This window comes from Bradyrhizobium sp. McL0615 (assembly GCF_049993905.1).
Taxonomy (GTDB): domain Bacteria; phylum Pseudomonadota; class Alphaproteobacteria; order Rhizobiales; family Xanthobacteraceae; genus Bradyrhizobium.
This window is the reverse complement of the sequence record NZ_CP188254.1, coordinates 5,897,916-5,921,403: the sequence shown is the minus strand read 5'-3', so window position 1 is coordinate 5,921,403 and position 23,488 is coordinate 5,897,916. Positions and strand designations below refer to the sequence as shown.

Genomic DNA, 23,488 nt, shown 5'->3' with positions numbered 1-23,488 from the left:
GCTGCATTCTTGCGGCAGAAACACACAATCGACTAACCGTGCGCTGTTAAATTGTTGGCCTTGACATAAAATCAATCCAATCGAGACACAATCTCAGCGAGTGCGGCTGGGACGCTAATTGTCTCGGTGCTCGGGAAAACGCAGATAAATCGCAGACATATTGCTCTAGGGGGGCAGGCAGATGCGGGCTTTAACTGATACTCGCTGGGCGGTGATGCAATTTTCGGGGCTGGTGGCCCGTGACGCCCGGCAGCGGCTTTTCGCCGCGCCTCGGCGCAACGCTGCGGCGGCACTGGTGTTTGCCGCGATGGCGGGGCCGGCTTTCGGGCAGGGCCTGGCGGCGGCCCCGGGCGCCAACGAGATCCGGATTGGCAACACCGCGCCCTATACCGGTCCGGCCTCCGCCTACGGTGTTATCGCCAAGGCCATGTTGGCGTATCTGGACAAGATCAACGCCGAAGGCGGGATCAACGGCCGCAAGATCAATGTGGTTACCTATGACGACGCTTACGAACCCACCAAAACCATGGCGATGACCCGCAAGCTGGTCGAGGAAGACAACGTTCTCCTTACCCTGGGGACCATCGGTACCAACACGAACGCCGCGATCCAGCCCTATTTGAACTCAAAAAAGGTCCCGCACCTTTTTGCCTTGTCGGGTGCGGCGGCCTGGGACCAGCCGCAAGAGTTTCCCTGGACCATAGGCTTCTTGCCGACCTACACGGCTGAAGCGCAAATTTTTGCGCAGTATCTGCTGGAGAACCATCCCCGCAGCCGGATCGCCGTCCTCTATCAGGAGGATGGCATGGGCAAGGAATACCTGAAGGGCCTGAAGGACGGCCTGAGCGGCAAGATGGCGATCGTGGGCGAGGCTTCATACAAGGTCGCGGACGCCAATATCGATGCGCAACTCGCCAAGCTCAAGGCTACCGGCGCCGACGTATTCATTGAGTTCACCACGCCGAAATTCGCGATCATGGCGATCAAACGAACCGCCGAACTTGGTTGGAGGCCGCTACATTTCACCGCGTCGATTGCGTCGGCGTACTCGTCCGTAATTCAGCCGGCGGGCCCGCAAAATGCCGAAGGTCTGTTGTCGGCAGCATACAGGCTGGAGGGAGAAGATGCGGCGGCAGCCGGCGATGTAGCCTTCCGCGAGTGGAGCGCTTTCATGCAGCGCTATGTCCCGAGCGTGAGCAAGGCCAACGGTCAGGCCGTCCTCGGTTATCTGGTCGGTAAGTTGACGGTCGAGGTCCTGAGGAACTGCGGCGACGACCTGTCGCGCGAAAATATCATGAGGCAGGCCCGCCTGCTCAAAGGCATCCAGCTTCCCATGATGGTGTCGGGCATCCAGATCAACACCAGCCCGTCCGACCATGCGCCGATCGAGCAGATGCGGATGATGCGCTTCACCAACGGCAATTGGCAGCACTTCGGCCCGGTGCGCAGCGGCGTTGATGCGGGCGCCGTCAGCGAGTCCTTCAAGACCATTTTCAAATATGGCACCGCCACCAAGCGCGATCTGGCGAACCAGCTCAACGCCAACACGGTGAGCCTGATGACCGGTTCGTTCGGCTCGACCTACGCCCAGGTCGGCGCCGATCTCGCCTCCGTGCTCGACAACGGCACCAGCTTGCGGATCCTGCCGGTGATGGGCCGCGGATCGGTGCAGGCGGTGTCGGACATCCTGCTGCTGCGCGGCGTCGACGCCGGCATCGTGCGCAAGGACACGCTGTCCTATCTCGACCGCAAGGACTTCGCCAAGGACATCCGCAACCAGTTCGTTTACGTCGCCAAGATGTTCAACGAAGAGATGCACGTGCTGGCGCCGCGGACGATCACCAACATGCGGGATCTCGACGGCAAGACCGTGGTGGTCGACTTGCCCGACAGCTCGACCTTCGTGACGGCGATCAACGTGTTCGACCGGCTCGGCATCCGGCCGCATCTGATCTATCAGGAGCCGCGGCTGGCGGTGGACATGCTACGCAAGGGCGAGGTCGACGCGATCGTGGCGATCGAAGGCAAGCCGCTGCAATGGCTGAACCAGATCAACGACCGCAACCTGCATCTGGTGCCGGTCGAATACGCCAAGCCGCTTCAGGAGGAGTATCTGCCGTCCAAGCTTGGTTCGGCGGACTATCCGGGCCTGGTGGCGGAGGGGGGCTCCGTCGAGACGATCGCGGCTGAAGCCGTGCTGGCGTCGTATAACTGGGCGCCGAACAGCGACCGCTACCGCCGCCTGGCGCTTCTGGTCGACACCATGTTCGACAAGGTCGGGCAGTTGCAGCGTCCGCCGTTCCATCCGAAGTGGAAGGAAATGGCGCCGCGGGCGACGGTGTCGGGCTGGACCCGCTTCAAGGCCGCGCAGGAATGGCTCGACCGCAACATGCCGCTGCCCCCGGGTGCGGCCGCGGCATCGGGCGCCGCGCCGTCGGCGCCGGTTGTTGCGCCGATTGCAGCACCGGCCGCAGCGCTTGCCCCGCAGGACCGCGACCCGCTGTATCGCGAATTCCTGGAATGGCGGGCCAGCCGCTCCAAGGCCGGCGCCAGCAGGTAACGGGCCGATACCACGGTTTGACGACAAGACGGCCCGCTTCGGCAGGCCGTCGTGCTTTTGGGATGTCCGGGCTGTTCCCTTTGCCTGGAATATCGCATCCGCTTCCTTGTCGAGACCCCGAAAGTCCTCGTTCGTCCGGCCACCAGCGCGCAAGTGCGGGCACTGAGCGGATGGCGTCATGCCGGTAATGCAGGGCTCAATCACATAAAATAGTGTATCGGCTTGGCTTCACAGCGCCCGGACGCGTTCGCCGCGCCACCACGCCAAAAAATTCGGAGGAAGTTCATGTCGGCTCTGCCACTTTCGGGCATCAAGATTCTCGACCTGACACGGGTGCTTGCAGGCCCGCTGTCGGCGCAGATGCTGGCCGATCTCGGCGCCGAAGTGATCAAGATCGAACGCCCCGGCGGCGGCGACGACGCCCGCGCCTTCGGCCCGCCCTACCTGAAGGACCCTGAGGGCAAGGCGAACAACAACAACTCCTTCTACCTCTGCGCCAACCGCAACAAGAAGTCCGTTACCGTCAATATCGCCTCGCCAGAGGGCCAGGACATCATCCGCGAGCTGGCGAAAACCTGCGACGTGATGATGGAGAATTACAAGGTCGGCGACCTCAAGCGCTACCGGCTCGATTACGAATCGATCAAGGCCCTCAACCCCGGCATCATCTATTGTTCGGTGACCGGCTTCGGCCAGACCGGACCTTACGCGCCGCGCGCCGGTTACGATGCCATCCTGCAGGCGATGGGCGGCCTGATGAGCGTCACCGGTCATATCGACGGCGAGCCCGGCGAGGGCCCGATGAAGGTCGGCCCCTCTATCGTGGACTACATGACCGGCATGAACACATCGATCGGCATTCTGTCCGCGCTGTTTCATCGCAAGGCCAATGGCGGGGAAGGGCAGCATGTCGACGTCTGCCTGTTCGACACCGTGATCGCCTCGCTGTCGCACTGGCTGCAGATCTACCTCGTCAACGGCCAGACGCCGCCGCGCCGCGGCACCTGGGGCAATGGCGGCATGCCCGCCGGCGTGTTCCGGGCGACCGACGGCGAGCTGATGCTGGTGGTCGGCAATGATGGCCAGTTCCAGCGCACCTGCGCGGTGCTGGGCGCGCCCGAGCTCGCGACCGATAAGAGATTCCTCAAGAACAACGACCGCGTCGTGCACGGCAAGGAAATCATGGCGATCTTCGCCGGGCTGTTCCTGAAGAAGCCGGTGGCGTACTGGCTGGACGAACTGGAGAAGGCCGGCGTGCCCTCGGGTCCGATCAACAATTTCGAGCAGGTGTTCGCCGATCCGCACGTCCAGTCGCGCGGCATGCGGGTCAAGGTCGATCATCCCTTTGAGCCGGATCTTTCGCTGATCCGCAATGCGATTACCTTCTCCGGTACCCCGATCAAGAACTACCGCGCGCCGCCGCTGCTCGGTGCCGATACCGCAGACGTGCTGGCGACGATCGGCTACGACGCGGCGACGCTGGAAGCGCTGAAGGAAAAGAAGATCGTCTAGAGCGCGCTATCAGTTCGTAGGATGGGTTTCGCTACGCTCTACCCATCCTACCGGAGCCATCCCGTTCAGGACCGCGCGCGCGACGCTGGCTTACTCGGCCAGCTCGCGCATCACCTTGATCAGGTCGGATTTGCCCTCGAAGCCGATGCCTGGCAGATCCGGCATGACGATGTGGCCGTCTTCGACGCGAACGGAGTCGGGGAAGCCGCCATAGGGCTGAAACAGGGCCGGGTAGCTCTCATTGCCGCCGAGGGCGAGGCCAGCCGCAATGTTCAGCGACATCTGGTGCCCGCCATGGGGGATACAGCGGGACGGCGACCAGCCATGCTGGGCCAGAACATCAAGCGTGCGCAGATATTCGACAAGCCCGTACGACAAGGCGCAATCGAACTGCAGCCAGTCGCGATCGGACCGCATGCCGCCGTAGCGCAGCAGGTTGCGCGCATCCTGGTGTGAGAAGAGATTCTCACCCGTCGCCATCGGGCCCGGATAGAATTCCGACATGGCGGCCTGAAGGGCGTAGTCGAGGGGATCGCCGATCTCCTCGTACCAGAACAGCGGGTATTCACGCAGCATTTTCGCGTAGGCGATGCCGGTCTCGAGATCGAAGCGCCCATTTGCATCGACGGCAAGCCGCGCTTGCGAGCCGATCTCCTCCAGCACGGCCTCGATCCGTCCGCGGTCTTCGTCGATCGGCGCGCCGCCGATCTTCATCTTCACCACGTTGTAGCCGCGGTTGAGATAGCTGCGCATTTCCGCGCGTAGGGCGGAATTGTCCTTGCCGGGGTAGTAGTAGCCGCCTGCCGCATACACGAAGACGCGGGGATTGGCCTCACGGCGCTTCTTTTCGGCGAGCAGGCGGAACAGCGGCTTGCCGGCGATCTTGGCGACCGCGTCCCAGACCGCCATGTCGAGCGTGCCGACCGCGACGGAACGCTCGCCGTGCCCTCCCGGCTTTTCATTGGACATCATCGCGGCCCAGATCCGGTGCGGATCGAGATTGGTGCCTTCGTCGTCGAGAAGGCTGATCGAATCGGCCTCGATGATACGATTGCGGAAGCGTTCCCGGATCAGGCCGCCTTGACCATAACGGCCGTTCGAATTGAAGCCATAGCCAACGACCCGACGCCCATCGCGCATCACATCTGTCACGACCGCGACGAGGCTCGCCGTCATCTTCGAAAAGTCGATGTAGGCGTTGCGGATCGGGGAGGCGATCGGCTTGGTGATTTCAACGACATCGACAATGCGCATGGTGCTTTCCTTCCGCGTGGCTCTCTGGCGTCCGGCCGCCCTCGTTCATTCCGGCTAGGCCGACAACGACCGTCAGATGGATCAGTACGGCTCGATTTGGAAGGATACCAATGCTATTCCCGAAATTGGTTATGTTGATTTGGCAATACCAATGGAATTGGTCTGGTTCAATGGGGTTCCGACATCGACACTTCCATCTTAATCGAAGCATGCTGGCGTCGAATTGCGCTAGCTTGCACCCTCGATCAGTCTGTTCGAGAGGTAACGATGATGAAACGGGAAGTCATTCGCGTCGAACCGATGTCGTCCTGGCTTGCGAAGCGGAACGCGCCGGTCTCTCCGGTGACGCGCGGCGGCGGCATGGTGTTTGTTTCGGGCCTGCCGCCATTCGATCCCGATACCGGCGAGCTCTTCACCGGTCCGATCGAACGTCAATCCGAGCTCGTCCTCGATCAATTGAAACGGTGCCTGGAAACCGCGGGCACCTCGCTGCAGAACGTGATGAAGTGCAACGTCTACTGCACTTCGGTCGAGCACTTCGCCGCCGTCAACGCGATCTACGCGCGCTATTTTCCGGAAGATCCGCCGGCGCGCATCTTCGTCTGCGTGCCCGAATGGTTTGGGCCGTTCGATATCGAGATTGATTGCGTGGCCGTGATGTAGGTCGCATGCCCATGGCCTCGACAGCTCTCGCCGTCATTGCGACCGCAGCGAAGCAATCCATTGTCACCTCGCGCACGGAAGGATGGATTGCTTTGCTGCGCTCGCAATGACGGAAGGGCTTGAGCGCCTTGACGCTGCTCCCCGGGTAACAGTTCGTAGCCCGGATGAGCGAAGCGATATCCGGGACCACTCTCGCGCCGCCCCGGATGTCGCTTCGCTCATCCGGGCTACAAGAACTTAGCTTAGAGATCCTGCCGGGTCAGTCTGCCATGTGGCACCGCCGATCGGGCGGGCGCCTTCTTTGTCAGCGTCTCGCCGCCTGTCAGCGCCATCACCGAGACCGACACCACGCGGTCGATGATCGCCTGGACGTCGTTGAGGTCGCATTGTCCTTCCGACAATTTCGTCAGCCGCTCTTTTTCCCGGATGGTGTGGTGCGACATCGCCAGCGCGAAGTGCAGGCCCCAATAGAGATCGGCGTCGTCGCGGCCGGGCATCGCGCGGCGCATCGCGGCGACGAATTTCCGCAAATGGTCGACCTCGCGATTTTTGATGCGGCGGATCGGCGGCACCGATTCAATGGATGCGCGGATCATGAAGCGCGCCGCCGTCGAGCCTTCGCGGTCGGGGCCGAGGCAGCCACGCAGGGTAGGGCCCACCAGCGCGTGCAGGATGGCGTCGATCGGAGCCCGGCCGCCGCCCTTTTCCTCGGCAGCCTTCAATTCATTGAGCCGCTCACGGTTGGTGGCGAGGCTGCGCGTGACGAACAGCTCTGCGATCAATTCGTCCTTGGAGCCGAAATGATAATTCACCGCGGCAAGGTTGACGTTCGCTTCCGCGACGATGTCGCGCAGCGTCACGTCGCCAAAGCCGCGATCGGCGTAAAGCCGTTCGGCGGCGGCAAGGATGGCGGACCGGGTCCGATCGCTCGACATATCAGCCTCCCGTTGGGGGAGTTGCAATTCAAACAGTTGTATGAAACTATCGTTTGAAGGGTGGAAATGTCAATTCACGTTTGCGAACGGGTCGCATTTTCCGCCGGTCCAGACTGTCGCCGTCATCCGCAAAATGGCTTGCGAGCCACAAGCGGCAGGCAGACAGTGCGGCCCAACAATTCAGAAGCTAGCCGAGGAGCGTCCCATGAACTTCGATATGTCAGAGAAACAGAAGGAATGGCTGAACCGCGTGCAGGCGTTCATGAAGACGCATGTTCGTCCCGCAGTTCCGATTTACGACAAGCAGGACGCGGAGGGCCCGCGCTGGAAGGTGATCCCGATCCTCGAGGAGCTGAAGAAGAAGGCGAAGGCCGAAGGCCTCTGGAACATGTTCATGCCGCCGAACGCGCATGAAGACGACGAATTCCGCGGCGCGGGATTGACCAATCTCGAATATGCGCTGCTGTCGGAAGAGATGGGTCACATCTCCTGGGCCTCGGAGGTGTTCAACTGCTCCGCTCCCGATACCGGCAACATGGAAGTGTTCATCCGCTACGGCAGCAAGGAGCAGAAGCGGAAGTGGCTGAAGCCGCTGATGGAAGGCGAGATCCGCTCCGCCTTCCTGATGACCGAGCCGGCGGTCGCGTCGTCGGACGCCACTAACATTGAAACACGCATCGAAAAGGATGGCGACCACTACGTCATCAACGGCCGCAAATGGTGGTCGTCGGGCGTCGGCGATCCCCGCTGTAAGATCGCGATCCTGATGGGCAAGACCGATCCGAAGGCCGCAAAGCACCAGCAGCAGTCGCAGATCCTGGTGCCGCTCGACACTCCCGGCATCAAGGTGGAGAAGATGCTACCGGTGTTCGGCTTCGATGACGCGCCGCACGGTCACGCCCAGGTTCTGCTGGAAAACGTGCGCGTGCCGAAGGAAAACATCCTGCTCGGCGAAGGCCGCGGTTTTGAGATCGCGCAGGGCCGCCTCGGTCCGGGCCGCATCCATCACTGCATGCGCACCATCGGCAAGGCCGAGGAGGCGCTGGAGAAGATGGTGAAGCGGCTGGCGTCGCGCACCGCGTTCGGCAAGAAGATCATCGAGCACTCGGTGTGGGAACAGCGCATCGGTGAAGCGCGCGCAGATATCGAAATGAACCGTCTGCTCTGCCTCAAGGCCGCCGACATGATGGACAAGGTCGGCAACAAGACCGCGCAGGCCGAGATCGCGATGATCAAGGTCACGGCCCCCAACATGGCGCTGAAGATCATCGACAATGCGATCCAGGCCTATGGCGGCGGTGGTGTCTCCGACGAGGCCGGCCTGGCAAAGGATTATGCCCATATCCGTACGCTGCGGCTGGCTGACGGTCCGGACGAGGTGCACAATCGCGCCATTGCCAGGCTTGAACTTCGGAAGTATGCAAACACGTCGCACTAACGGGAACGCTCTGATGGCGCTCCCCAAAGTCTAAGAAGAAATTCAAGGGAGCGTCATCGTGGCGGACGGCGTCAGGAAAGACGAAGAGTTCTCGGGCACCAAGGAAGTCGAGGAGCGTCATCGCATCAACGAGGCGAGCCTCGATGGCTGGATGCGCGAGCATGTCGAGGGCTATCAGGGGCCGCTCAAAGTCCTGCAATTCAAGGGTGGTCAGTCCAATCCGACTTACAAGATCGAGACGCCCGCTCGCTCCTACGTGATGCGCCGCAAACCGTTCGGTAAATTGCTGCCGTCGGCGCATGCGGTCGATCGCGAGTTCCGCGTCATCGCGGCGCTCGGCAAGCAGGGCTTTCCGGTCGCGAAGGCCTACGCGTTGTGCACTGACGATGCCGTGATCGGCGCCGCCTTCTACATCATGTCGATGGAAGAGGGCCGGGTATTCTGGGATCCCACGCTGCCGAGCCAGACGCCGGACGCGCGCCGCAAGATCTTCACCAGCAAAATCGAGACGCTGGCAAAACTCCATGTCTTCGACCCCGAGAAAATCGGGCTCGGCGATTTCGGCAAGCCGGGCAATTATTTCGCCCGTCAGGTCGACCGCTGGACCAAACAATACCGCGCCTCCGAGACGCAGCACATTCCGGAATTCGAAAAACTCGCCGAGTGGCTGCCGAAAACCGTGCCGGCGCAGGCGCGTGCGTCGATCGTTCACGGCGACTACCGTCTCGACAACATGATTTTCCATGCCACGGAACCTCGGGTTCAGGCGGTACTGGATTGGGAACTGTCGACGCTCGGCGATCCCATGGCCGACTTCACCTATCTCTTGATGCAGTGGACCATGCCGGGTCTTGCCAATGCCGACCTCAAGGCGCTGAACATTCCGAGCCTGGAAGAGGCCGCGCAGATCTACTGCAACGTCACCGGCAGCGCCGTGCCTGACCTCAACTGGTATTTTTCCTACAACCTGTTCCGCCTGGCCGGCATCACGCAAGGTATTGCCGGGCGGGTTCGCGACGGCACCGCGGCCAACGCCAGGGCGCTGGAGTCGGCGGCCCGCACCGTGCCGCTGTCGAAGGATGCCTGGGCATACGCGCAGAAGGCCGGCGCGACCTAGCCGACTGGTGGCACTTTCCCCGAATATTCGCGGCAGCCTGCTCATGGCGGTATCCATGGCGGCGTTCACCACGAACGACTCCATCACCAAGGTGGTGTCGTCCGAGATGAATTTTGGCCAGGTGATGCTGGTGCGCGGGCTGTTCGCGATTCTGCTGGTCGCGGCGTTCGCCTGGCATCAGGGCGCGCTGCGTCCGCTGCGCACGCTGATGCTCAAGCCGGTGGCGCTGCGGGTATTCGGCGAAATCGGCGGCACGATCTCGTTCATGGCGGCGCTCGCGCATCTGCCGCTCGCCAACACCTCGGCGATCTTCCAGGCGCTGCCGCTGGCGATCACGCTTGGCGCCGCCGTGATATTCGGCGAGCCGGTCGGCTGGCGGCGCTGGTCAGCGATCGTGGCGGGCTTCATCGGCGTGCTCATCATCGTGCGGCCGGGGCTTGCCGGCTTCAGCCAGTTCTCGCTGTTCGCGCTGGTGTCGGTCGCCTTCTGCGCGCTGCGCGATCTCGCGACCCGGCGCATCCCGCCGAAGATCCCGTCACTGTTCATCACCTTGCTGACAACAGTGACGGTGACGACCGCGGGCGGCGTCATCCTCGTTCCGCTCGGAGGCTGGACGCCGCCATCGACAGCCGCGCTCGGCCTGCAGGCGCTGGCTGCCGTGCTGCTCCTGATCGGCTATCAATGCATCATCATGGCGCTGCGCTCCGGCGACATCTCGGCGGTGGCGCCGTTCCGCTATTCCGCGCTGCTGTGGGCGATGCTGCTCGGCTATCTCGTGTTCGGCGACGTGCCCGATGCGATGATGGTGCTGGGCGCCTCGATCATCGTGCTGTCCGGTCTCTACGCCTTCTACCGCGAGCGCATCCGTCACCGCGCGCTGGCTGCGGAATCCTCCGGCTTGCCGCCTGACGGGCTATGATGAAGTTAAGGCCGCATCCCGGATACGGTGAAGCGTGTTCCGGCCCAACTTGCCTTTCAAGGCAGCTCCAGCGGTGCAACAAAGAAATGCCGGTAAGCGTGTGACAGAAAGCCGATTCCGATCGGAAGGATGAGCAGGTAATAGACGGCGAAGACTGTGCTCATAGCGGTCATTTGCGCCACGAAGTCCTCACTGACGACGGTCGATGGACGAGGAGGGCCGACTCCGACCAAAAAGACAACCTGCGCAATCAGCAAGGCCGGCATCGTCGTTACCACGACCCCCCAAAACAGCCGCCAGACATTTCCGCGGGTGCGATTCCATGCCTGCTTGAAGGTCAGGCTGGTGTCTCCGATCGCCTGTGCCGGGAGCAGAAGAGTCAGGCGAAACGCGACGAAGGTGCCGACGGCGTAGAGCGCAAAGAGCAGCGGGAGCAACAGGAAGAGTGCCGGAGGTGGCGGGGCTGGACCCGGAACCGGTTGCAGGAGGTAGAGCGTCGGAAACATGACGGCTGCCATTGGCAGAAACATGACCAGAAAGAGCGCAAGTGCCATGACGATGTAGCGCCACAGATCTTTTGTCGCGACGTTGCCGCCGCTGAAGCCAGGCTGTTCGTTCAGGATCATGAGCCGGTGCCACGCGACAGCAATGCTCACGCCGGCAAACAGCAAGAGGATGTTGTCGAGATTCAGAAGCAACGCCATTTCGGAGGGCCTTGACATTTTAAGCGGCAGGCCCGGTTTCAGGTTCGCTAGCATGGTGGCCATCCAGGACCATTGCTGCCAGCTCGCGAAACCCGTGACCACGGCTGCCACGATCAGCCATAGCCAGGATGCGCGCAATGCGTCGATGAAATGACGGAAATAGGTTGAGTAGGACAGGCTGACGGTGTCCCAGAACGGCAGCTTCGGATAAGGCAGATCCGGCGGCCCCTCGGCCAGGCTCATTGTAGTTTCCCCACTTTCAATTCTCAAATTCTTCCAATGCGATGCGCCAACAGGTGCGACGCGATCTCCAATGTAGAAAGGATAGTTTGAATGAATGTGAAACGCTACCGCAGATTGCGGAGGATTTCGTAGCGTTGGCTTAACAGGCGAGAGCAGGAATCGCGTCGGCGGTCTTGGGAGCTCGCAAATCATCTACCGCATGTCCGGCGGGATTTGAATGGCAATGCTTCAACCTTATCTCTGGATAAAGGGACGTCGTCATGATTCAGCAACTGCGCATCTACGAAATATTCGAAAAGAACAAGGCCGCGTTCCACACCCGCTTTCGCGATCACGCCGCGCGCATCATGCAAACCAGATACGGTTTCCGGATCGTCGCGATGTGGGAAACGAAGTTTGGCGACAGGACCGAGTTTGCCTATTTGCTGGAATGGCCCGACGAGGCGGCGAAGATTGCCGCATGGTCGGCCTTCATGGCCGATACCGAATGGTCCGAGATCAAGCGCGTGACGCATGCGGAGCACGGCTTGATGGTGGGCCAGATCGAGGATCGTTTGCTTGTGCCGACGGACTATTCGCCGGCGAAAGGCAGGAGCCTTCTTGCGGCGTCAGCATAGATCATTCTCGTGTCCCGGCTCTGCGGAGCGGCGTTACACGCTGCACCGCGTCCGGGACACGCGAATCTCGCTAAATCGGCTTGCCCGCGTACGGCATCGACGCGGTGAGTCCGCCGTCGACCGGGATCGCCTGGCCGTTGACGTAGGAGGCGTCATCGCTGGCGAGGAACAATCCCATCGCCGCGAGTTCATGCGGCTGGCCGGGGCGCTTCAGGGGATTGAGCTGGCCGATCTTGTCCTGGGTGCCGCGCTCCTTGGCGCGGTCGAACACCGGCTTGGTCATGCCGGTTTCGATCAGGCCGGGGCACACCGCGTTGATGCGCACGCCGGTGCCGGACAGCGAGTAGGCGGTGGTCTGCACCAGGCTGATCACGCCGGCCTTGCTGGCGCCGTAAGGGTGACCGCTGGCGCCGGCCTTGAGGCCCGCCACAGATGCGGTGCAGACAATCGAGCCGGACTTCTGCTTGATCATATGCGGCATCGAATGCTTGATGGCGAGGAACGGCCCGATCAAATTGATGCGCAAGACTTCCTGCCAGTGTTCGACGGTCTGCTCCGCCAGCGGCACCAGCCCGCCGCTGACGCCGGCATTGGCCCAGATCGCATCGAGCCTGCCATATTTCGCGACCGCCTTGTCGATGAAGGCCTTCACGTCGGCTTCGGAACCGGCATCCGCCATCACGGCCTCGACCGTGCCGCCGGCATCGCTGACGAGTTTGGCGGTTTCCTTCACGCCCTCGGCGCGGTCGACGATGATGAGCTTCGCGCCCTCCCTGGAGAACAGCACCGACGCGGCGCGCCCGATACCGCTACCGGCACCTGTGATGACGACGGATTTGCCTTCGAGGCGGCCCATGAGTTTCTCCCTGATCGTTATGCGCGCAGGCGTCTGCCGCCTTGCGGAATTCAAACAAGATTTAAAACGGCAAAGTCACTTGAGACGATGCGTGCTCTGACGTACAGCGACAGCGAACAGTATTGAAGGGCTTTGATGATGTCCAATTCTGGGAAGCCGCTTGTAGTGACGACGCGATGGTGGTGGATTCGCCACGCACCGGTCCGCGAAGATAATGGCTGCATTTACGGGCAGAAGGATCTGGGCTGCGACACCAGCGACCGCGTCGTGTTCGAGGCGGTCGGAAAGATCCTGCCGCGCAATGCGGTCTGGTATGCAAGCAATCTGAAGCGCACGCATCAGACCGCCAGCGCGATCTGGGCCGCGGGCTTTCCCAAGCCTTCAGAGATGCCGCATGTGAACGCATTCGCCGAACAGCATCTCGGTGAGTGGCAAGGCCTGAATCGTGCGGAGTTCATCGCCAGCCGGCCGGTCGGCAGCCACTGGCTCACTGAAGTCAACGAACCCGCGCCCGGCGGCGAGAGTTTCATGGACCTCTATAACCGCACATGCGGCGCCATCGAGCGCATCAACGCCGAGCGGGCGGGCAGGGACGTCATCGTCGTCGCCCATGGCGGCACGATCAGGGCCGCCGTCGGCCTTGCGCTCGGCGGTCAGCCGGAGAAAGGTCTCGCCTTCGATATCGACAATTGCTCGGTGACGCGGCTCGATCATCTCTCAAGCGCCAGTTACACCGGCTGGCGGCTGCCGATGGTCAACCAGCAGCCCTGGATCGCGGACGCCTCGCATAACGCGATGCATCAGCCGGCAGGCCCGGAGGTGAAGCCGCCGGAGACCAAACTCGCCTGAGCCTTGAGTTGTCGAGGACCGCAAACGCTGCTTAGTTCAACCTGAAGAACAAAACCGGCATCGCGCCGGATCAACATTGGGGAGAGAGACATGACCTTGTTCGATATGTCGGGAAAAGTTGCTGTCATTACCGGCTCGACGCGCGGCATCGGCCTCGCCATCGCCGAGCGCATGGCGGAACACGGCGCCAAGGTCGTGATCTCCTCGCGCAAGCAGGATGTTTGCGATTCCGTCACCAAGCAGGTCAATGACAAGTTCGGGAAGGGGACGGCGGTTGCGATCGCCGCGAACATTTCCAGCAAGGAAAACCTTCAGAACCTCGTCAACGAATCTAACCGCGCCTTCGGCAAGATCGACGTGCTGGTCTGCAACGCCGCGTCCAATCCCTATTACGGTCCGCTCGGCGGCATTTCCGACGACCAGTTCCGAAAAATTCTCGACAACAACATCGTCGCCAACAACTGGCTGATCAGCATGGTGGTGCCGCAGATGATCGAGCGCAAGGACGGCTCGATCGTGATCGTGTCCTCGATCGGCGGCCTTAAGGGTTCGACCGTGCTCGGCGCCTACGCGATCTCGAAGGCCGCCGACATGCAGCTCGCGCGCAATCTCGCCTGCGAATACGGCAAGCACAACATTCGCGTCAATTGCATCGCGCCCGGCCTGATCAAGACCGATTTTGCGAAAGCGCTGTGGGACAATCCGGAGACGCTGAAAGCCTCCACGGCGCGTTCGCCGCTGCTGCGCATCGGCGTGCCCGACGAGATCGCGGGCGCCGCGGTGCTGATGGGCTCGAAGGCCGGCGACTTCATGACCGGCCAAACCATCGTGATCGACGGCGGGGCTACGATTAGCTGATCAATTGCGGGGTGCGTGCATCCCACCGGTGTCATCGTCCGCGAAGGCGGATGATCCAGTACGCCGCGGCGGCCGTGAATGAACGAGAATTCCCGGCGTACTGGATCCCCGCCTTCGCGGGGATGACAATTGTGGGTGGGGTTCACTCCACCGCGGCGTAAACCAGATCCCGCAGCATGTTGCGGATATATTCGCGCTGGCCGGGGCCCTGCATCATGAACACCGTGAATAGCTCTTCCGCGGGATCGATGAAGAAGAACGTACCGGCCATGCCGCTCCAGAAGAACTGGCCGAGCGAGCCCGGGAACGGTGCGACGCCGCGGTGAGTACGGACGGCGAAGCCGAGGCCAAAACCGTGACCGGGCGGCATCAGCGGCGATTCGACCTTCACGCTCGCGGAGAGATGGTCGGAAGCCATCAGTTCCAGCGTCTTGCGGCCGATGATCCGGTTGCCGTCGAGCGCGCCGCCATTGAGCAGCATTTGGCAGAACCGCGCGTAATCCATCGTGGTCGAGACCAGCCCGCCGCCGCCGGATTCCATCGCGGGCTTCTCCAGCATATTGAAGAGCTGCACCTTGTCGCCGTTCCAGGGATCAGTTGGAAATGGTTCGGCGAGGCGGCCGGCGTTCGCTTCCGATGCATGGAATGTGGTCTCGGCCATCTGCAGCGGCGCCAGGATGCGTTCGGTCAGGTAGGCGCCGAGCGATTTGCCGGAGACGACCTCGATGATGCGGCCGAGCACGTCGGTCGAGCGGCTATAGTTCCATTCCGCGCCCGGCTGGCACATCAGCGGCATGCCGGCGATCATGGTCGCGTGTTCGGCGTTGGTGATCTTGCGGCTGCGCAGACGCGACTGCTGATAAAGCTGCTGGACCGGGCCGTTGCCGGTGTGATCGTAGGTCAGGCCGGACGTGTGCCGCAGCAGGTCCTGCACGGTCATCTGCCGTTTCACCGGTACCAGCTCGAGCTTGCCGTTGTTCTCGACGCCGACCTTCTGCTCGGCGAACTCCGGAATGAATTTGGCGACGGGATCGTTGAGGACGAAATGTCCGTCCTCGATCAGCATCATGATGCCGACCGAAACGATCGGCTTGGTCATCGAGAAGATGCGGAAGATGCTGTCGTGCGCCATCGGCGCGCTCGCCGCCGGATTCTGCCGTCCGATCGCATCGAACCAGCCGACCTGACCGCGTCGCGCCACCATCACGGTTGCGCCCGGGAGGGTTCCCTTGTCGACCTCGCGCTTGAAGCCATCCGACATCCGCTGCAGGCGGGTACTCGAGAGCCCAATCGTTTCCGGCTTGGCGTCGGGGAGAGAAGGGGTCAGGGGGGCGGATGCTGGCCGGGCGGCGGTCTGGGCGTTCATAGTCTCTCCCGTGGCTCTTGTTGTTTATGAGACCCAAGTCTGGCGTAGAAGGCGTGCTTTGAATAGGGCGCAAGCCGCTTCGCCCTTGCAATCGGGGTATGCCCTATGCTTGAAACGGCGCGAAGCGGCGCACGCGCCGGTTCCCTGCAGGAGTGTAGCTCAATTGGTAGAGCACCGGTCTCCAAAACCGGGGGTCGCAGGTTCGAGCCCTGCCACTCCTGCCAGCTAAATCAGCATAATCAAAGACTTGATAGAATTCCTGGGATGGTGCCTGGGTCTTACGCGAAGAATGCGGTGAGGACGGCGACGTCCGACCGGGCCGGAGTCTCGCCCCGCAGATCGGCGTCGATCACCCGCCGGCATGCATCGACCGTCATGCTGTCGCCGAGGTCGTTCGCCGCGTCGAGCACGGTCCAGGCCGTCTCGCCCGATGTTCTTTCCAGGTCTTGGCCTAGCGTAGCCATGGTCTCGTTCCCCATATTTGGAGCGCTCAGCATAGCGGGGAGCTTTTAAAATCCAGATCGTGGGCTTGTGCGCATTTGAGGAAAGCCTTTACCTGGGAATTAACCAATGGCTGGCCGGCGGTTCTTATTTCGCTTGGCCCCCAAAAAGGGTCCGATTTGGAGCCCCGCGGCACCCCGTACCTTGACCTTTTGCCCGGCTGGCAGTAGATACCCGCCACCTGCTGCCGGCCCGTTTTACGGATATCCGGCGCGGCTTTGAATTCCCCCGAACAATCGAGCCCGCTTGGCGCTCATCCTTCGAGAGAGGGCTGGGCGCTAGAGGGCTGTTCGGATTTCGCTTAAATCACAATCGTCTCACGAAGGACGCGGTAACCAACGATGGCTTTCAGCCCGTTCAAATTCCTGCAGGAAGTGCGCTCGGAGACCGCCAAGGTCACCTGGCCGACGCGCCGCGAGACGACGATCACCACGATCATGGTGTTCGTGATGGTTGCACTGGCGTCGATCTTCTTCTTCACGTCGGATTTGATCATCCGCTACGTTGTCACTTTCCTGCTGGGCGTCCACTGATGAGCACCGGAACCCAAACCATGGACAAGCGCTGGTACATCGTTCACGCCTATTCGAACTTCGAGAAGAAGGTCTCGGAATCGATCCGGGAACAGGCGAAGCAGCGCGGGCTCGAGGATCTGTTCGAGCAGGTGCTGGTGCCGACCGAAAAGGTCACCGAGGTGCGCCGCGGCCGCAAGATCGACGCCGAGCGCAAGTTCTTCCCGGGCTACGTGCTGGTGAAGATGAAGCTGACCGACGAGGCGTTTCACCTGATCAAGAACACGCCCAAGGTCACCGGTTTTCTCGGCGCCGAGAACAAGCCGATGCCGATCTCCGAATCAGAGGCAATGCGGATCCTGCATCAGGTGCAGGAAGGCGTCGAACGTCCGAAGGCGTCGGTGTCGTTCGAAATCGGCGAGAACGTCCGCGTGGCCGATGGTCCGTTCGCGTCGTTCTCCGGCGTGGTTGAAGAAATTGACGAGGCGCGTTCGCGCGTGAAGGTCGCGGTGTCGATCTTCGGCCGTGCCACGCCCGTCGAACTGGAATTCGGTCAGGTCGAGAAGGTCTGACCGAAAGCGCGAAGCTTGGTCTTCGCGTAATATGAGGCCGTGGGAGGAAGAGGGCGGTCGCCAACCGCTCTTCAACCGAACCACGGACCCTGAAACAGCCGGCTCCGGCCGGCACAACAGGAGCGATACATGGCAAAGAAAGTGACCGGATACCTGAAATTGCAGGTGCCGGCCGGTGCGGCGAATCCTTCGCCCCCGATCGGTCCCGCGCTTGGTCAGCGCGGTCTCAACATCATGGAATTCTGCAAGGCGTTCAACGCGCAGACGCAGAAGGAAGAAAAGAACACCCCGATCCCGGTGATCATCACCATCTATGCGGACCGTTCCTTCACCTTCGAGATGAAGACGCCGCCGATGTCCCACTTCCTCAAGCAGGCCGCCAAGATCCAGTCCGGTTCGAAAGCTCCGGGCCGCGACAAGGCCGGCCAGGTGACACGCGCACAGGTGCGCGAGATCGCCGAGAAGAAGATGAAGGATCTCAATTGCGATTCCGTCGAGTCGGCCATGAAGATGGTCGAGGGCTCCGCCCGTTCGATGGGTCTGGAAGTTGCGGGGTAACGGGTCATGGCAATCGGAAAACGTTTGAGCAAGGCCCGCGAGGGTGTCGACCGCGAGAAGCTCTATCCGCTCGCGGATGCCATCAAGATGGTCAAGGAACGCGCCAAGTCGAAGTTCGACGAGACGATCGAGATCGCGATCAATCTCGGCGTCGACCCGCGTCACGCCGACCAGATGGTTCGCGGCGTCGTCAACCTGCCGAACGGCACCGGCCGCACGCTGCGCGTCGGCGTGTTCGCCCGTGGTGCAAAAGCGGAAGAAGCCAAGGCCGCAGGCGCTGACGTCGTCGGCGCCGAAGACCTGGTCGAGAAGGTGCAGGGCGGCAACATCGATTTCGATCGTTGTATCGCCACCCCGGACATGATGCCGCTGGTCGGCCGCCTCGGTAAGGTGCTCGGCCCGCGCGGCATGATGCCGAACCCGAAGATCGGCACCGTGACGATGGACGTCGCCACCGCCGTAAAGGGCGCCAAGGGCGGCTCGGTCGAATTCCGCGTCGAAAAGGCCGGCATCGTGCAGGCCGGCGTCGGCAAGGCCTCGTTCTCCGAGGAAAAGCTCGTGCAGAACGTGAAGGCGCTTGCGGATGCGGTGTCGAAGGCCAAGCCGGCTGGCGCCAAAGGCACCTACATCCAGCGCGTGGCGGTCTCCTCCACCATGGGCCCGGGCGTCAAGGTCGAGCCGGGCACGCTGCTCGGCTAATTCCCGGCGGCTTACGTGAATAAAAAGGGCGGAATCGGGTGACCGATTCCGCCCTTTGCGTTTGCTGTCGGTTTTGCGTAATCGTCGCCGCGCCGGATGAGGAAAAGAAAGAACAACAATGCCCGAGAAGGTCCTGATCTATTCGCGTTTCCCAAAGGCCCAGATGGAGCGTTTCGGCGAACGGTTTGAACTCCTGAACGCCGCCGGCAAGCCACCCCACGAAGTGTTTTCCGCCGATCAACTCGCGGACATTCGCGCGATGATCACGGCCGGCGGCACGCCGCTTCGCGGCGAGGCGATGGACATGATGCCGAAATTGGGCGCCATCGTCTGCTACGGCACCGGTTATGACGGTGTCGATCTGGTGGCCGCGGCGAAGCGCAAAATTGCGGTCGGCCACAGTCCGGGAGCGAACGCGGCGTCGGTCGCCGATATCGCGGTCACCCTGATGCTGGCGGCCACGCGGCGACTGCCCGCTGCGGACGATTACGTGCGGGGCGGGAGCTGGGCGGCGGCAAAGCCGTCACCGATGATGCGCCCGCAGGCTGGCATGCTCGGCCGCAAGGTCGGCGTCTACGGCATGGGCGAGATTGGCCGCAAGATCGCGGCACGCGTCGCCGCGTTCGAAACCGAGGTCGGCTATTTCAGCCGCAGCCAGCACGACGTTCCCTATCAATATTTTCCGACGCTCGGAGCGCTGGCCGAATGGTGCAGCGTCCTGATGGTCGCGGTGCGGGCGGGAGAGGATACCAACCACGCCGTCGATGCCGATATCCTGAACAAGCTCGGCAAGGATGGCTACGTCGTCAACATCTCGCGCGGCTCGGTGATCGACCAGCAGGCCTTGGTCGCGGCGCTGACCGACCAGACCGTCGCCGGCGCCGGCCTCGACGTGTACGCGAAGGAGCCGCATGCGCCGGATGCCCTGACCGCGCTGCCGAACGTCGTGCTGTCCCCGCATATCGGCGGCCATACGCTGGAATCGCACGTGGCGATGCAGAACTGCGTGATCGCCAATCTCGAGGCGTTCTTCGCCGGCAATCCGCTGCCTTACGCGGTGCCGCTCGGCTGACACTTCAGCGCATCCCAGCCGCCGCCAGGTGGCGGAGCTTGTCGGGATTGCGGACGATATAGATCGCGGCGATTTTCTCGCCTGATATCGCCATGCTCATGGTGTGATCGAGCTCGCCGTCCAGATAGAGCAGGGCGCCGATGGCCCCGTTGATCATGGCGGGCTCGACGCGAATCTCGTGGCCGGCGTTCTTGGCGGCGAGGCCGATGAAGAAGCGCGCGATCTTGTCGGCGCCCTGGATCGGATTGCGCGCTGCGGTCTTGCGACCGCCGCCGTCGGTGATCGCGACCGCGTCTTCGCGCAGCAGTTCGGCCAGACGCGCAACGTTGCCGCTGGTCACGGCTTCGCCGAAAGCCTGCAGTAGACGGGCGTGATTGTCCGGCGTCGCCGCCGGCGCCGGGCGTTCGTCGCGCACGGCGCGGCGGGCCCGCGTCGCCAGTTGCCGGCAAGCCGCTTCGGTGCGGTCAAGCATGGCGGCGATCTCGGAAAACGGCGTGTCGAAGACGTCGTGAAGCAGGAAGGCCGCGCGTTCCAGTGGCGACAACCGGTCGAGCGCCAGCAACAAGGCGAACGAGAGATCGTCAGCGAGTTCGGTAGCGGCTTCCGCCGACAGGCCCTCCGCGTCGAACACCGGCTCCGGGAGCCACGGCCCGACATAGACTTCTCGCTGCGCTCTTGCACTCTTCAGGCGATCGAGACAAAGCCGGGTCACGACGGTGACGAGAAACGCCTCCGCGTTGTGCACGTCCTGCGCGCCGGCAAAGCGGAGATAGGCGTCCTGCACCACGTCTTCCGCGTCGCTGCGGCTGCCGAGCATACGATAGGCGAGCCCGAGCAGGCGCCCGCGATGGGGCGCCAGCGGATCGCCGTCATGCGGCCTGTTTGACGACGTCGACATTATGTCCATCCACCGTGACGCGGCGACACTCCTTGGCATAGCCGAGCCCCGCCTTCACCATCGGGAATATCCGGCCCAATTGTAACGCCAGCGTCAAATCGATAACGCCTTTCTCGCCCCATTGGGCACGTACGGCGTCGCGAAATTCCTCGTCGTCGATGGAACGGCGCGCCACGGCGTCCGCAAACCTGAACGCCAGACGGGTCGTGTCGCTCATCGCGCGCGGATCGCGACGAAGAACGGCTTCGATCTGGTCCTTCGCCGTGCCCGCTTCCAGCGCCATGTCGACGACCAGTTGAGTGCAGGGCCCGCAATCCTCGGCCAGGGCGCCGACGATCTTGGCTGTGAAACTCGCGTTGATCGGCACCGCCTCGCGATGGGCGGCCGCCTTCATAAGGGGCGCGAACTTGAAGAAGGCGGAAGGGGAACAGTTCAGCATCACTTCGAGATAGCTGACGTCGTACCCGTAACGCCTGGCAAATGCGCGCAGCGTGCGGCGCGCGATCCAACTACGCATGATATTCTCCTTGGCTGGGGAAGGCGGAATAGAGCGCGGCTGCCGACGGCAGCACGATCGCGAGGAGGTCGAACGCGGCGTGATGGCTGTGGCCGCTTGCAATCATCACGAGATGGAGCAGAGCGTGTGCGGCCAGGAAGGTGGCACCCGCAACGGCCGCCGGCCAGTATCGAGGGCGCCATGCCCGCGCGGCGAGCGCGAGGCCGGCCACGAGGAACGCTACGCCGATGTCCTGGACGAAATGGGGGTTGAACGGGCCGGTGTCCGGCACCCCGGGCACGGTTTCGTACCAGAGCGGACCGGCAGCGAGCATCGCCAGCCCGTTAAAGAGGGTGGGTATCGCGAGAATTGCTGCTATCAGACGCCGCATGAGAACCTCCTGCGGCTAAGACGAACGAGGCGACCCGGGGTGTGACGGAACTGGCCAAAGAAATTTCCGGGCCATTTCGGGCCCAAATTCGCCGCCGGCGCGGTCCGCGATCTGGTCTGAATTTTGCCCTTGGCAAGCCGGGCAAGACTCGGTAAACAGTGGCTTCCGGGCGTGCTGGCGGTTGCTGGCACGTCTGTGCTCGCATTCCGAAAACCCGATACGGTAGGAGATCATTCCTTTCAGGACATCCGCATGGATTGCTCGAAAGGAAGGAAAGCTCATCGCTTCGGTGGATTGCGGCAGGGGTCTTTCGGCTTGCCGGATGGCCTCGATCCTGTCCAAGACTGCAGGCGCCTGCGAAGAAATTTAAATTTCTTCAACGGCTTAATCTTACAGCCTGCATAGACGGGTGAAGACCGGATTTCGCTTCAACGCCGCTTTCGCGCGGCGCCATGGCTGATTTGGTTCGAACCTCGACACCCCGCGCCATCTGGTTCGGGAGGGCAGGCTTATCAATGTCGTCTTGCCCGGCGTGTCCTTGAGACTGGTGTCTAGAGGTCAGGTTTTGGGTGAGACGATGGGTGCAACCCGGCGGTCTCGCTCCTAAGCGAAGGCCGCCAACCGGAGAGAACTTGCTGTGGAAAGAGCGGCAAAAAAGGACGCGGTTGACGCGCTGAACGAGGTCTTCAAGACCACCAGCGTTGCAGTCGTCGCCCACTATTCCGGCCTCACCGTGGCCCAGATGCAGAAGCTGCGCATGCAGATGAAGCAGGCGGGCGCGTCGGTGAAGGTCTCGAAGAACCGTCTCGCCAAAATTGCTCTTGAAGGCACGGATGTCGTTGCCATCGGTTCCCTGCTGAAGGGTCCGACCGTGATCGCGACTTCAAACGATCCGGTAGCGGCGCCGAAGGTTGCCATCGAATTCGCCAAGGCGAACGAACAGTTCGTCATTCTCGGCGGCTCGATGGGTAAAACCGTCCTGGATGTGAACGGTGTGAAGGCGCTTGCCTCATTGCCGTCGCTGGACGAACTGCGCGGCAAGATTGTCGGCCTCCTGGTGGCGCCGGCGACCAAGATTGCTCAGCTCTCCACTGCGCCCGCGGCCAAGCTCGCGCGCGTCGTCCAGGCCTATGCCTCAAAGAGCGAAGCGGCCTGACCCTTCGCAAATCAAACCTGGTTCGAACCAAACGTTTTAAGGAAATAGATCAATGGCTGACCTACAGAAAATCGTCGACGACCTCTCGGGCCTGACCGTGCTCGAAGCTGCCGAGCTCGCAAAGCTCCTCGAAGAAAAGTGGGGCGTGTCCGCTGCTGCCGCTGTGGCGGTCGCCGGTCCCGCTGCCGCCGCTGCTGCTCCGGCTGAAGAAAAGACCGAGTTCACGGTCGTTCTCGCTGCCGCCGGCGACAAGAAGATCGAAGTCATCAAGGAAGTCCGCGCCATCACCGGCCTGGGCCTCAAGGAAGCCAAGGACCTCGTCGAAGGCGCGCCCAAGCCGGTCAAGGAAGGCGTGAATAAGGAAGAGGCCGACAAGCTCAAGGCTCAGCTCGAAAAGGCTGGCGCCAAGGTCGAATTGAAGTAAGCGTACTACACAGAAAAGTGTGGGGATTCGCGGGGTTAGCCCCTCGAATCTCCACTATTTCGCCCCATATCGGGGCGGCAGCAGGAAAACGCGGTAGGCGAATGGGAACGGCAGGGTTCCCGGCGTAAGCCGTTGGGAGACAGTCAGATTTCGGGCTTTTTCAGTCCGTGAAGCGGCAAGTTGAGACGGGCGGGTGCAGTCATGCGCCCCGCGCGTCGTTTTGCGTTTTGAAGGTCTAAGGTGCGGATTCAGGACTTAATTCCTGAAATTGGGCTTTGTTCCTTTTGAGCGATTCGAAATTCAACCCGGGGGCGATGG

25 protein-coding genes and 1 tRNA gene are annotated in these 23,488 nt (G+C 62.1%); 17 read left to right on the top strand and 9 right to left on the bottom strand.

Going from position 1 to position 23,488, the window contains the following annotated elements:
- Positions 1 to 181 precede the first annotated feature (181 nt).
- Positions 182 to 2,560, top strand: a complete 2,379-nt coding sequence (locus ACPPVP_RS28370; RefSeq protein WP_426526563.1) for an ABC transporter substrate-binding protein — start codon at positions 182 to 184, stop codon at positions 2,558 to 2,560.
- 285 nt (positions 2,561 to 2,845) lie between these two features.
- Complete coding sequence (locus ACPPVP_RS28365; protein WP_426526561.1) at positions 2,846 to 4,072, top strand: CaiB/BaiF CoA transferase family protein; 1,227 nt, start codon at positions 2,846 to 2,848, stop codon at positions 4,070 to 4,072.
- Positions 4,073 to 4,162: 90 nt separating this feature from the next.
- Here ACPPVP_RS28365 and ACPPVP_RS28360 read toward each other — a convergent pair whose 3' ends face one another.
- The gene (locus tag ACPPVP_RS28360; RefSeq protein ID WP_426526560.1) at positions 4,163 to 5,326 is read right to left on the bottom strand and encodes a mandelate racemase/muconate lactonizing enzyme family protein; all 1,164 of its coding nucleotides are present in this window, start codon (positions 5,324 to 5,326) and stop codon (positions 4,163 to 4,165) included.
- A 270-nt stretch (positions 5,327 to 5,596) separates the two neighbouring features.
- Between ACPPVP_RS28360 and ACPPVP_RS28355 the strand changes: the two genes are divergently transcribed.
- The gene (locus ACPPVP_RS28355) at positions 5,597 to 5,989 is read left to right on the top strand and encodes a RidA family protein (RefSeq protein ID WP_426538110.1); all 393 of its coding nucleotides are present in this window, start codon (positions 5,597 to 5,599) and stop codon (positions 5,987 to 5,989) included.
- Between the two features lie 242 nt (positions 5,990 to 6,231).
- Here ACPPVP_RS28355 and ACPPVP_RS28350 read toward each other — a convergent pair whose 3' ends face one another.
- Positions 6,232 to 6,924 carry a TetR/AcrR family transcriptional regulator gene (locus tag ACPPVP_RS28350; RefSeq protein ID WP_426526558.1) on the bottom strand — a complete coding sequence of 231 codons (693 nt, stop codon included), beginning with the start codon at positions 6,922 to 6,924 and terminating at the stop codon, positions 6,232 to 6,234.
- Between the two features lie 205 nt (positions 6,925 to 7,129).
- Between ACPPVP_RS28350 and ACPPVP_RS28345 the strand changes: the two genes are divergently transcribed.
- From ACPPVP_RS28345 to ACPPVP_RS28335, 3 genes are read left to right on the top strand one after another with little or no spacing between them, the layout of a single operon-like run.
- The gene (locus ACPPVP_RS28345; RefSeq protein WP_426526556.1) at positions 7,130 to 8,362 is read left to right on the top strand and encodes an acyl-CoA dehydrogenase family protein; all 1,233 of its coding nucleotides are present in this window, start codon (positions 7,130 to 7,132) and stop codon (positions 8,360 to 8,362) included.
- Positions 8,363 to 8,420: 58 nt separating this feature from the next.
- Positions 8,421 to 9,479, top strand: coding sequence for a phosphotransferase family protein (locus tag ACPPVP_RS28340; protein WP_426526554.1), 1,059 nt, complete (start codon positions 8,421 to 8,423; stop codon positions 9,477 to 9,479).
- 7 nt (positions 9,480 to 9,486) lie between these two features.
- Positions 9,487 to 10,398: a DMT family transporter gene (locus ACPPVP_RS28335; protein ID WP_426526552.1), complete on the top strand. Its 912-nt coding sequence runs from the start codon at positions 9,487 to 9,489 to the stop codon at positions 10,396 to 10,398.
- A 56-nt stretch (positions 10,399 to 10,454) separates the two neighbouring features.
- Here ACPPVP_RS28335 and ACPPVP_RS28330 read toward each other — a convergent pair whose 3' ends face one another.
- Positions 10,455 to 11,345: a hypothetical protein gene (locus tag ACPPVP_RS28330; RefSeq protein ID WP_426526550.1), complete on the bottom strand. Its 891-nt coding sequence runs from the start codon at positions 11,343 to 11,345 to the stop codon at positions 10,455 to 10,457.
- Between the two features lie 260 nt (positions 11,346 to 11,605).
- On the opposite strand from ACPPVP_RS28330, the gene ACPPVP_RS28325 reads away from it, so the two are divergent.
- The gene (locus tag ACPPVP_RS28325; RefSeq protein WP_426526548.1) at positions 11,606 to 11,962 is read left to right on the top strand and encodes an NIPSNAP family protein; all 357 of its coding nucleotides are present in this window, start codon (positions 11,606 to 11,608) and stop codon (positions 11,960 to 11,962) included.
- Between the two features lie 70 nt (positions 11,963 to 12,032).
- Here ACPPVP_RS28325 and ACPPVP_RS28320 read toward each other — a convergent pair whose 3' ends face one another.
- On the bottom strand, positions 12,033 to 12,818 hold the full coding sequence (locus ACPPVP_RS28320) for an SDR family NAD(P)-dependent oxidoreductase (RefSeq protein WP_426526546.1): 786 nt from the start codon (positions 12,816 to 12,818) through the stop codon (positions 12,033 to 12,035).
- Between the two features lie 135 nt (positions 12,819 to 12,953).
- Between ACPPVP_RS28320 and ACPPVP_RS28315 the strand changes: the two genes are divergently transcribed.
- Together ACPPVP_RS28315 and ACPPVP_RS28310 are read left to right on the top strand one after the other, a co-directional pair.
- The gene (locus tag ACPPVP_RS28315; RefSeq protein WP_426526544.1) at positions 12,954 to 13,667 is read left to right on the top strand and encodes a histidine phosphatase family protein; all 714 of its coding nucleotides are present in this window, start codon (positions 12,954 to 12,956) and stop codon (positions 13,665 to 13,667) included.
- 90 nt (positions 13,668 to 13,757) lie between these two features.
- Positions 13,758 to 14,525, top strand: coding sequence for an SDR family NAD(P)-dependent oxidoreductase (locus tag ACPPVP_RS28310; protein ID WP_426526542.1), 768 nt, complete (start codon positions 13,758 to 13,760; stop codon positions 14,523 to 14,525).
- A gap of 142 nt (positions 14,526 to 14,667) precedes the next feature.
- On the opposite strand, the gene ACPPVP_RS28305 is transcribed toward ACPPVP_RS28310, so the two are convergent.
- Positions 14,668 to 15,891, bottom strand: coding sequence for a serine hydrolase domain-containing protein (locus ACPPVP_RS28305; RefSeq protein WP_426526540.1), 1,224 nt, complete (start codon positions 15,889 to 15,891; stop codon positions 14,668 to 14,670).
- A gap of 148 nt (positions 15,892 to 16,039) precedes the next feature.
- Here ACPPVP_RS28305 and ACPPVP_RS28300 point away from each other — a divergent pair.
- Positions 16,040 to 16,115: transfer RNA gene (locus tag ACPPVP_RS28300), tRNA-Trp, on the top strand.
- Positions 16,116 to 16,169: 54 nt separating this feature from the next.
- On the opposite strand, the gene ACPPVP_RS28295 is transcribed toward ACPPVP_RS28300, so the two are convergent.
- On the bottom strand, positions 16,170 to 16,355 hold the full coding sequence (locus ACPPVP_RS28295) for a hypothetical protein (RefSeq protein ID WP_426526538.1): 186 nt from the start codon (positions 16,353 to 16,355) through the stop codon (positions 16,170 to 16,172).
- 378 nt (positions 16,356 to 16,733) lie between these two features.
- Here ACPPVP_RS28295 and secE point away from each other — a divergent pair, with 378 nt between their 5' ends.
- The 5 genes from secE (at position 16,734) to ACPPVP_RS28270 (ending at position 19,805) form a co-directional block, all read left to right on the top strand.
- Positions 16,734 to 16,925 carry a preprotein translocase subunit SecE gene (secE, locus tag ACPPVP_RS28290; RefSeq protein WP_283034105.1) on the top strand — a complete coding sequence of 64 codons (192 nt, stop codon included), beginning with the start codon at positions 16,734 to 16,736 and terminating at the stop codon, positions 16,923 to 16,925.
- Positions 16,926 to 16,945: 20 nt separating this feature from the next.
- Positions 16,946 to 17,476 (top strand): transcription termination/antitermination protein NusG, encoded by a 531-nt coding sequence (gene nusG / locus ACPPVP_RS28285; RefSeq protein WP_247787048.1) that lies wholly within the window; start codon positions 16,946 to 16,948, stop codon positions 17,474 to 17,476.
- A 129-nt stretch (positions 17,477 to 17,605) separates the two neighbouring features.
- Entirely contained in the window at positions 17,606 to 18,034 is a 429-nt protein-coding gene (rplK, locus tag ACPPVP_RS28280) for a 50S ribosomal protein L11 (RefSeq protein ID WP_334385785.1), read from the top strand.
- Positions 18,035 to 18,040: 6 nt separating this feature from the next.
- Complete coding sequence (rplA, locus tag ACPPVP_RS28275) at positions 18,041 to 18,733, top strand: 50S ribosomal protein L1 (RefSeq protein ID WP_334385786.1); 693 nt, start codon at positions 18,041 to 18,043, stop codon at positions 18,731 to 18,733.
- 118 nt (positions 18,734 to 18,851) lie between these two features.
- Entirely contained in the window at positions 18,852 to 19,805 is a 954-nt protein-coding gene (locus ACPPVP_RS28270; RefSeq protein WP_426526536.1) for a 2-hydroxyacid dehydrogenase, read from the top strand.
- Between the two features lie 4 nt (positions 19,806 to 19,809).
- Here the strand turns inward: ACPPVP_RS28270 and ACPPVP_RS28265 are convergent, their stop codons facing one another.
- Genes ACPPVP_RS28265 through ACPPVP_RS28255 form a run of 3 tightly spaced genes read right to left on the bottom strand, consistent with a single transcriptional unit; the run spans position 19,810 to position 21,590 of the window.
- Positions 19,810 to 20,703, bottom strand: coding sequence for a sigma-70 family RNA polymerase sigma factor (locus tag ACPPVP_RS28265; protein ID WP_426526534.1), 894 nt, complete (start codon positions 20,701 to 20,703; stop codon positions 19,810 to 19,812).
- Entirely contained in the window at positions 20,675 to 21,220 is a 546-nt protein-coding gene (locus ACPPVP_RS28260) for a hypothetical protein (RefSeq protein ID WP_426526532.1), read from the bottom strand. Before ACPPVP_RS28260 ends, ACPPVP_RS28265 begins: the two co-directional genes overlap by 29 nt.
- A complete protein-coding gene (locus ACPPVP_RS28255; protein ID WP_426526530.1) occupies positions 21,213 to 21,590 on the bottom strand; it encodes a hypothetical protein in 378 nt (125 codons plus the stop codon). Before ACPPVP_RS28255 ends, ACPPVP_RS28260 begins: the two co-directional genes overlap by 8 nt.
- A gap of 637 nt (positions 21,591 to 22,227) precedes the next feature.
- Between ACPPVP_RS28255 and rplJ the strand changes: the two genes are divergently transcribed.
- Positions 22,228 to 22,746, top strand: a complete 519-nt coding sequence (gene rplJ / locus ACPPVP_RS28250; protein WP_426526528.1) for a 50S ribosomal protein L10 — start codon at positions 22,228 to 22,230, stop codon at positions 22,744 to 22,746.
- Positions 22,747 to 22,798: 52 nt separating this feature from the next.
- Positions 22,799 to 23,170: a 50S ribosomal protein L7/L12 gene (gene rplL / locus ACPPVP_RS28245; RefSeq protein WP_426526526.1), complete on the top strand. Its 372-nt coding sequence runs from the start codon at positions 22,799 to 22,801 to the stop codon at positions 23,168 to 23,170.
- Positions 23,171 to 23,488 lie beyond the last annotated feature (318 nt).